Origin of the sequence: Nonomuraea sp. NPDC049158, from assembly GCF_040648335.1 — a bacterium.
Lineage (GTDB): Bacteria > Actinomycetota > Actinomycetes > Streptosporangiales > Streptosporangiaceae > Nonomuraea.
Window position 1 is genome coordinate 211,481 of sequence record NZ_JBEZDM010000015.1, and the last position, 7,685, is coordinate 219,165.

At 72.1% G+C, this 7,685-nt stretch carries 6 protein-coding genes and 1 pseudogene; all 7 read right to left on the minus strand.

What is annotated here, in order from left to right:
- Nucleotides 1–338: 338 nt before the first annotated feature.
- Nucleotides 339–1,001: an FtsQ-type POTRA domain-containing protein gene (locus AB0B61_RS30615; protein WP_358438953.1), complete on the minus strand. Its 663-nt coding sequence runs from the start codon at nt 999–1,001 to the stop codon at nt 339–341.
- Nucleotides 1,002–1,250: 249 nt separating this feature from the next.
- Nucleotides 1,251–2,651, minus strand: a complete 1,401-nt coding sequence (gene murC, locus AB0B61_RS30620) for a UDP-N-acetylmuramate--L-alanine ligase (RefSeq protein ID WP_358438955.1) — start codon at nt 2,649–2,651, stop codon at nt 1,251–1,253.
- The gene (gene murG, locus AB0B61_RS30625) at nt 2,648–3,724 is read right to left on the minus strand and encodes an undecaprenyldiphospho-muramoylpentapeptide beta-N-acetylglucosaminyltransferase (protein ID WP_225291784.1); all 1,077 of its coding nucleotides are present in this window, start codon (nt 3,722–3,724) and stop codon (nt 2,648–2,650) included. Before murG ends, murC begins: the two co-directional genes overlap by 4 nt.
- Nucleotides 3,725–3,736: 12 nt before the next feature.
- Nucleotides 3,737–4,960 carry a putative lipid II flippase FtsW gene (ftsW, locus tag AB0B61_RS30630; protein ID WP_358438996.1) on the minus strand — a complete coding sequence of 408 codons (1,224 nt, stop codon included), beginning with the start codon at nt 4,958–4,960 and terminating at the stop codon, nt 3,737–3,739.
- A gap of 68 nt (nt 4,961–5,028) precedes the next feature.
- Nucleotides 5,029–6,393 (minus strand): UDP-N-acetylmuramoyl-L-alanine--D-glutamate ligase, encoded by a 1,365-nt coding sequence (gene murD, locus AB0B61_RS30635; protein ID WP_358438958.1) that lies wholly within the window; start codon nt 6,391–6,393, stop codon nt 5,029–5,031.
- A complete protein-coding gene (gene mraY, locus AB0B61_RS30640) occupies nt 6,393–7,448 on the minus strand; it encodes a phospho-N-acetylmuramoyl-pentapeptide-transferase (RefSeq protein WP_225291786.1) in 1,056 nt (351 codons plus the stop codon). The genes murD and mraY overlap by 1 nt, the downstream gene beginning before the upstream one ends.
- Nucleotides 7,445–7,685, minus strand: a pseudogene (locus AB0B61_RS30645) (hypothetical protein); the annotation flags it as partial. The pseudogene AB0B61_RS30645 and the gene mraY, both read right to left, overlap by 4 nt.

The window sequence follows — 7,685 nt, forward strand, 5'->3', positions numbered from 1 at the left end:
CAGGCTCTCACGCCGGAACCCCCATCCCGGACAGACTCGGCCATCGCGTGGCGGCATGATCGGCGCGCTCTGACAGGTGCGCCGCCCTTTATGCGGCGCATATCCCATTGGACGCGCCAACCCCACCCCCGGATCACGCCGGACGGCGGCTCAGTTGGCGGCACGGCGGAGCCCGGTCGCTTGACCGTCACCAGGCGGGTGGGGTCCGCCGCCTGAGCGCCACCAGGTCGATGTGGTCCAACGCTTGAGCCTCACAACGTCGAGGTGGTCTAGCGCTTGTGCCTCACCACGTCGGTGTGGTCTAGCGCTTGAGCGTCACCACGTCGGTGTGGTCAGACTCACTTGAGCGTCACCACGTCGGGTGAGCTCACGTCGTAGACGTCGGCCTTGCGGCGTAGGAGTGTCCGCAGGATGCGAGCCTTGTCCGCGCCCCGGTCGGTCCCGCCCCAGACCACGCTGCGGCCGTCGGAGAGCTCCAGCGACACGCCCTCGGGCGAGGAGGCCCGGACCCCCCGTACCTTGGCCGCGAGATCGCCGGGCAGCGACTGGATCACCCCCAGCGCGGCCATGGTCGTGGGGTCACCGGCGGCCGGGCGGTCCACCTTGAGCGTCGGCAGGCCGGGCGGGACCATGTCCTGGATCTCGATGACGACGCCCCCCTTGTCGATCAGCGCCGCCTTGCCCCCGGCCGTGATCGCGGCGATCGGCTCGCGCTCGACCACCTCGATCTTCAGCGTGCCCGGCCAGACCCGGTCGACCTTGGCCGAGGCGAGCTGCCTGATCTGCATCACCCGGGCCTCCACGCCGGCCAGATCGACGGTGGCCAGCGGATGCAGCTCCGGCACTCCGGCCTGTTGCTCGATGCGCTCAGCAGGCACTGTGACATTTCCCACGATGTCGATCGAACGTACGCCGAGCACGGGCGAGAAGAAGATCAGCCAGACGGCGCAGCCCACCACTCCGGCGGTCAGCAGCACCAGAAAAGCGTTGCGCGCCTTCATCGCCCTCCCAGGGTCGCCCGCCTTGCGCAACCGGCACGCCGTGCGCCACCGAACCTACGCCGCGCAGGACTCACGGCCCACGCCACGCTGTGCGCCACCGAACCTACGCCGCGCCCAGCCACCGCCCACGGCGCCACGCCAGAGCCCCACCGCCAGACCCCCCGCCGCCCGGCCGCCTGTGGCCGCCGGCCGTGGGGGACCACAGAGCTGTCCCAGAGAGAGCCGCGCCAGGCATAGCCGACCCCCGGGTCAGCCCGCGGAGAGCTGCTCAAGGATCTGTGGTCCGAGCTCCGTCACGTCGCCCGCGCCCATCGTCAGCACGATGTCGCCGCCACGGGCCCGAGCCGCCACCAGGGCCGGCACCGAGGCCCGGTCCGGCGCGTAGACCACCTGTTCGGCGGGCAGCCGCACGCGGCCCGCCACCATGGCCCCCGAGACGCCGGGCTCGGGGTCCTCGCGGGCGCCGTAGACGTCGAGCACGATCGCCTCGTCGGCCAGCCCGAGCGCCGTCCCGAACTCCTCGGCGAAGAACCTGGTGCGCGAGTAGAGGTGCGGCTGGAAGATCGCGATGACCCGCCCGTCGCCCGAGTAGGAGGCCACCACGTCCCGCGCGGCCCTCAGGTCGGCGGCCAGCTCGGTCGGATGGTGGGCGTAGCTGTCGAACACCGCGACCCCGCCCGCCTCGCCCTTGGCCTCGAAGCGCCGCTTGGCCCCGGTGAAGGTCGCCAGCCCGTCTCTGATCTCCTCGAACGGCAGCCCCAGTGCCACGGCCACGGCGACCACGGCGGTGGCGTTGAGCGCGTTGTGCGCCCCGGGGACGGCCAGCCGGACCTCGCCCATGCCCTCGATGGTGAACGTGGTGCCGAACCCGTCGGGCCGGACGTCGCGCACGCGGTAGTCGCCCGTCTCGCCGTACGTGATGACCTTGATGCCGCGCGCCCGCGCCACCTCGGCCAGCTCCGCCGCCCCGGGGTCGTCGGCGCAGGCGATCAGCAGTGAGGCGATGCGGTCGGCGAAGCGGGCGAAGCTGTCGTGCACGGCCCGCGGGTCGCCGTAGTTGTCGAGGTGGTCGGCCTCGACGTTCGTCACCACGGCGATGTCGGGGGCCAGCATGAGGAAGGAGCCGTCGCTCTCGTCGGCCTCGGCGACGAACACCTCCCCCGACCCCTCGTCGGCCCCCAGCCCGGTGGTGACGAGCTGGCCGCCCACGCAGTAGGAGGGGTCGGCCCCGCACTTCTGCAGCGCGACGGTCATCATCGAGGCGGTGGTGGTCTTGCCGTGGGTGCCCGCGACGGCGACGCCGTTGCGCCCGGCCATCACGGAGGCCAGCGCGGCGGCCCGCGGGATGACCCGCAGCCCCTGCTTGAGCGCCTCGCCCAGCTCGGGGTTGGAGTCGCGGATCGCGGTGGACACCACCACGGTGTCGACGTCCCTGATGTGGGAGGCGGCGTGGCCGATGTGCACGATCGCGCCGAGCTCGCGCAGCTCGTTGACCTGATCGGTGCTGCGGGCGTCGCTGCCGGACACCCGCACCCCGCGCTTGAGCAGGATGCGCGCGATCCCGGACATCCCCGCGCCGCCGATGCCGATGAAGTGCACGCGCCCCAGCTCTTCTGCGGCGACGGGATCGACCAGCTTGACGAGACTCATCGGGCTATCTCCAACACTTTCCTGGCCAGAATGATATCGGCGTCCTTCCGTCCCAGTCTGGAGGCGGCCTCCGACAGGGCCACGACCCGCTCGGGGCTGTGGAGCACGGGAAGGACGTTGTGGACGATCCAATCAGATGACAGGTCGGCGTCGCCGACCACGAACCCGCCACCGCCCGCCGCGATGCGCTCGGCGTTGATCCGCTGCTCGCCGTTGCCGTGCGGCAGTGGCACGTAGGCGGCGGGCAGCCCGACCGCGGTGAGCTCGGCGCAGGTCAGCGCGCCGCTGCGGCACAGCGCGAAGTCGGCGGCGGCGTACGCGAGATCCATGCGGTCGACGTAGGGCAGCAGGACGTATTGGGGGTCGCCGGGCGGCGGCTCGCGCTCGACGGTGTTCTTGGGGCCGAGCACGTGCAGCACCTGCACGCCCGCCGAGCGCAGGACCGGCGCGGCGGCCAGCGCGGCCTCGTTGAGCGACCTGGCCCCCTGGGAACCGCCGAACACCAGCAGCGTGGGCCGGTCGGTCTGCAGCCCGAACCAGGAGCGGGCCTTGTCGCCCATCGACAGCCGGTCGAGCGAGACGATCTCCCGGCGCAGCGGGGTGCCGATGTATTCGGCCTTGCCCAGCACGTGGTCGGGGAAGCCGGTGAAGACGTGGTCGGTGAGCCGGGCGCCCAGCCGGTTGGCCAGGCCGGGCCGCGGGTTGGCCTCGTGCACCACGATCGGCAGGCCGCGCCGCTTGGCCGCCAGGTAGGCCGGGGTCGCCACATAGCCGCCGAAGCCCACCAGGACGTCGGCCTGGACGCGGTCGAGTATCGCCGCCACCGCGTTGACCGCCCCGGCCAGCCGGCCGGGCACGGTCAGCAGCCGGGGCGTGATCGCCCTCGGCAGCGGCACCGCCGGCACCAGCTCGAGCTCGTATCCCCTGGCCGGGACCAGGCGGGTTTCGAGGCCGCGTTCGGTGCCCACGCAGGTTATGCCGATGCGCTGGTCATAATGGCGCAGCGCGTCCGCAAGGGCGAGAGCCGGCTCGATGTGCCCGGCCGTCCCGCCACCGGCGAGGACCACCCTCATCTAGGTCACTCCCTAACGTCTCACTCGGCCTTTGGTCGTTCCCCCCAGGCCAAGCCAGCTTAGGGCCCGTACGGCCGGTCCGGGGCCACGAGCGGCCAGAGCCTCGCGCGCGCCCGGCTCACGTTTCGCGAAGGACAACAGCATCCCCAGGGCGGCGAGGGTCGGCAGCAGCGCCGACCCCCCGTAGGAGAGCAGCGGCAGCGGGATGCCGGTGATGGGCACCACGCCGAGCACCGCGCCCATGTTGACGACGGCCTGGCCGACGATCCAGGCCACGACGGCGGCGGCGGCCAGCCGTACGAAGGGGTCCTTGACCCGGGCGGCGACCCGCAGGCCCGCGTAGCCGAGCAGCCCGAAGAGCACCACCACGGTCAGGGTGCCCATCAGCCCGAGCTCCTCGCCCAGAATGGCGAAGATGAAGTCGCTCTCGCCGTGGGGCAGCCAGCTCCACTTCGCCCGGCTGCTGCCCAGGCCGAGCCCGAACCAGCTGCCGGAGGCCATGGCCATCTGCCCCTGTACGGCCTGGTATCCGTCGCCCTGGGCGTCGGCCCATGGGTTGAGGAACGCGCCGATGCGCGCCATGCGGTACGGCTCCACCTTGATCATGATCAGCGTGGCCAGCACGGCGAGCGACAGGATGCCGCCGAACAGCTTCACCGGCGCGCCGACCACCCACAGCAGCGACAGGAAGACCATGAACAGCACCAGCGTGGTGCCCAGGTCACGGCCGAACATGACCATGACGGCCAGGAGCGCGGTGCCCGGCATGAGCGGGATGAGCAGCTGCCGCCACTCGATGCGGCCCTGCCGCGCCCTGCGGGCCAGCAGGTCGGCCCCCCAAAGCGCCAGAGCCAGCTTGGCGGGCTCCGAGGGCTGGATGCTGTAGGAGCCGACGTCGATCCACCGCTGGGCGCCCAGCTGGGACGAGCCGATGAACAGCACCATGACCAGACCGATGAACGACAGCGCCATCAGCGGGTAGCCCGCCCAGCGGAAGAACTTGTGCGGCAGCCGGGAGCAGACCCACATGAGCGTCAGGCCCAGCCCGGCCGACAGCGACTGCTTGATGAACCAGGTGAACGGGCTGTCGGTCACCCTCATCGCCTCGATGCTGGAGGCCGACAGCACCATCATCAGCCCGAGCGCGAGCAGCAGCCCGCTGCAGCCGATGATGAGGTAATAGTTGGCCAGCGGCTTGTCCAGCAGCTCCTTGAGCACGGCGAGCTGGTCGCGGATCCAGCGGGTCGGCCCTTCGACCGCGCTCTGCTGTGGCCGCTCCGGAGCCTGTGGAGAGGTGGTCGTGCTCACGTGGCCGCCTCCAGGCCGCGTACGGCTCGCGCGAAGGCCTCCCCTCGGGCCGGGTAGTTGGCGAACATGTCCAGCGACGCGCCGGCCGGCGACAGCAACACGGTGTCTCCGGGGGAGGCGAGCCTGGCGGCTTCGGTGACGACACGATCCATCGCACCAGTGTCTTGGGCGGAGATGTCCACGACGGGGACATTCGGCGCGTGTCGCGCCAGAGCTTCGGCGATCCGGGCGCGATCCGCGCCCAGCAGCACCGCGCCGCGCAGCCTGGGCGCCGCCCGGCGTACCAGGTCGTCGACGTCGGCGCCCTTGAGCTGGCCGCCCGCGATCCACACGATCGACGGGTAGGCCGACAGCGCCGCGGCGGCGGCGTGCGGGTTGGTGGCCTTGGAGTCGTCGACGTAGTCGACCTCGCCGACCCGCTCGACGTGCGCCATGCGGTGCGGGTCGGGCACGAAGTCGCGCAGGCCCTGGCGTACGGCGTCGGGGGCGACGCCGAGCGTGCGGGCCAGCGCGGCGGCGGCGAGCGCGTTGGCCACGTTGTGCGGCGCGAGGGGGCGGACGTCGGCGAGGGTCGCGAGCTCCTCGGCGGCCTCGGCGGGGTCCGCCACGAACGCCCGGTCCACCAGCAGGTCCTCCACCACGCCCAGCTGGCCGGGCCGGGGCACGCGCAGCGTGAAGCCGACCTTGTCCGGGTAGGGGGCGGCGAGCCGCGACGCCTCGGGGTCGTCGGCGTTGTAGACCACGGTGCCCGCGCGCTCGAAGATGCGGCCCTTGGCCTCGGCGTAGGCCTCCATCGAGCCGTGCCAGTCGAGGTGGTCGGGCGCCACGTTGAGTATCGCGGCGGCGTGCGGGGCGAGCGTGCTCGACCAGTGCAGCTGGAAGCTCGACAGCTCGACGGCCAGGGCGTCGTACGGCTCCCCCACGGCCTCGACCACGGGCACGCCCACATTGCCCACGGCCAGCGCCTTGCGCCCGGCGGCCAGCAGAATGGAGGTGAGCATGCGGACCACGGTCGTCTTGCCGTTGGTGCCGGTCAGCGCGAGCCACGGGGCCGCCTGGGCGGGGCGCAGCCGCCAGGCCAGCTCCACCTCCCCGACCACCTCGACGCCCGCCGCGAGGGCCGCGGCGATCAGCGGGTGGTGCGGCGCCCAGCCGGTGGTGACGAGCCGGGTGACGCCCGCCGGCAGCTCCATCGGGCCGAAGCGCACCTCGACGCCGAGGCCGGCGAGCTCGGCGGCCACGGCGCGCCGGCGTTCGTCCTCGGCGGCCTCGACCACGACTACGGGCTCACCCCGCGCGGCGAGCACCCGCGCCACGGCGGTGCCGGAGACGCCGAGCCCGGCCACGCAGGTGAGAGCCATTACTTGGGCATCCATTCGACATAGAACAGCCCGAGCCCGAGGGCCGCGCAGAGACCGGCGATGAGCCAGAAGCGGACCACGATCGTGGTCTCGGCCCAGCCCTTGAGCTCGAAGTGGTGCTGCAGCGGCGCCATCCTGAACACCCGTTTACCGGTCATCTTGAAGAAACCGACCTGGATGATCACCGACATCGTGATGATCACGCACAGCCCGGCCAGGATGATGAGCAGCAGCTGGGTACGGGTGGCGATGGCCAGCCCGGCCAGCACCCCGCCCAGGGCCAGCGAGCCGGTGTCGCCCATGAAGATCTTCGCGGGCGGGGCGTTCCACCACAGGAACCCGATCAGCGCACCGAGCACGGCCGCGGCCACCACGGCCAGGTCGAGCGGGTCTCGCACCCAGTAGCAGTTGGGGCCGAGCTGGTCGATGCAGTTGTTGCGCAGCTGCCAGTTGCCGATCAGCACGTACGCGCCGAGCACCACCCCGGTCGCGCCACTGGCCAGGCCGTCGAGGCCGTCGGTGAGGTTCACCGCGTTGGAGAACCCGACGATCATGATGAGGACCCAGATGGTGAAGCCCACGATGCCGAGCGAGGGCCCGAAGTCGCGCAGGAACGACAGCCGGGGCTCGGCGGGGGTGATGCCGTAGACGTTGGCCTGCTGGGTCACCAGCACCGCGAAGATCGCGCCGATGACGAGCTGGCCGAGCGCCTTGGCGCCGCTGCGCAGGCCGAGGCTGCGCTGCTTGTAGATCTTGATGAAGTCGTCGAGGAAGCCGACCGCGCCGAGCCCGGTCATCAGGAACAGCACCAGCATCCCCGAGACGGTCGGCGCCGACAGCGTGGCCAGGCGGGAGGCGCCGTAGGCGAGCAGCGAGGCCAGCACGATCACGGTGCCGCCCATGGTGGGCGTGCCCCGCTTGCCGTGGTGCCCGGACGGGCCCTCCTCGCGGATCTCCTGGCCGTAACCGCGCCGGGAGAACAGCCGGATGGCCAGGGGCGTCCCGAGCATCGAAAGGATCAGCCCCACCGCACCGGCGATGATGATGTCGGTCACTGCTTGGCCCCCCCGAGCAACAGCTCGGCCGTCCGCTCCAGCCCCATCGCCCGAGGCCCCTTGACCAGGACCGCGTCACCCGGCCGCAGCCACCCGGCCAGCTCGGCCGCCGCGGCGGCGGCGTCGGGCACGTGCAGGATGAGCGTCTGCTGCGGCTGCGCGGGCCCTCCCACGCCCGGCGCGCCACCGACGACCGGCGGCACCGGCGGGCCACCCGCACCCGGCGGGAACGGCGGG

What these genes read in the sequence shown, in the direction of transcription:
- AB0B61_RS30615 (WP_358438953.1), bottom strand. Translation starts at nt 1,001, where the DNA reads ATGAAGGCGCGCAACGCTTTTCTGGTGCTGCTGACCGCCGGAGTGGTG.
- murC (WP_358438955.1), bottom strand. Translation starts at nt 2,651, where the DNA reads ATGAGTCTCGTCAAGCTGGTCGATCCCGTCGCCGCAGAAGAGCTGGGG.
- murG (WP_225291784.1), bottom strand. Translation starts at nt 3,724, where the DNA reads ATGAGGGTGGTCCTCGCCGGTGGCGGGACGGCCGGGCACATCGAGCCG.
- murD (WP_358438958.1), bottom strand. Translation starts at nt 6,393, where the DNA reads ATGGCTCTCACCTGCGTGGCCGGGCTCGGCGTCTCCGGCACCGCCGTG.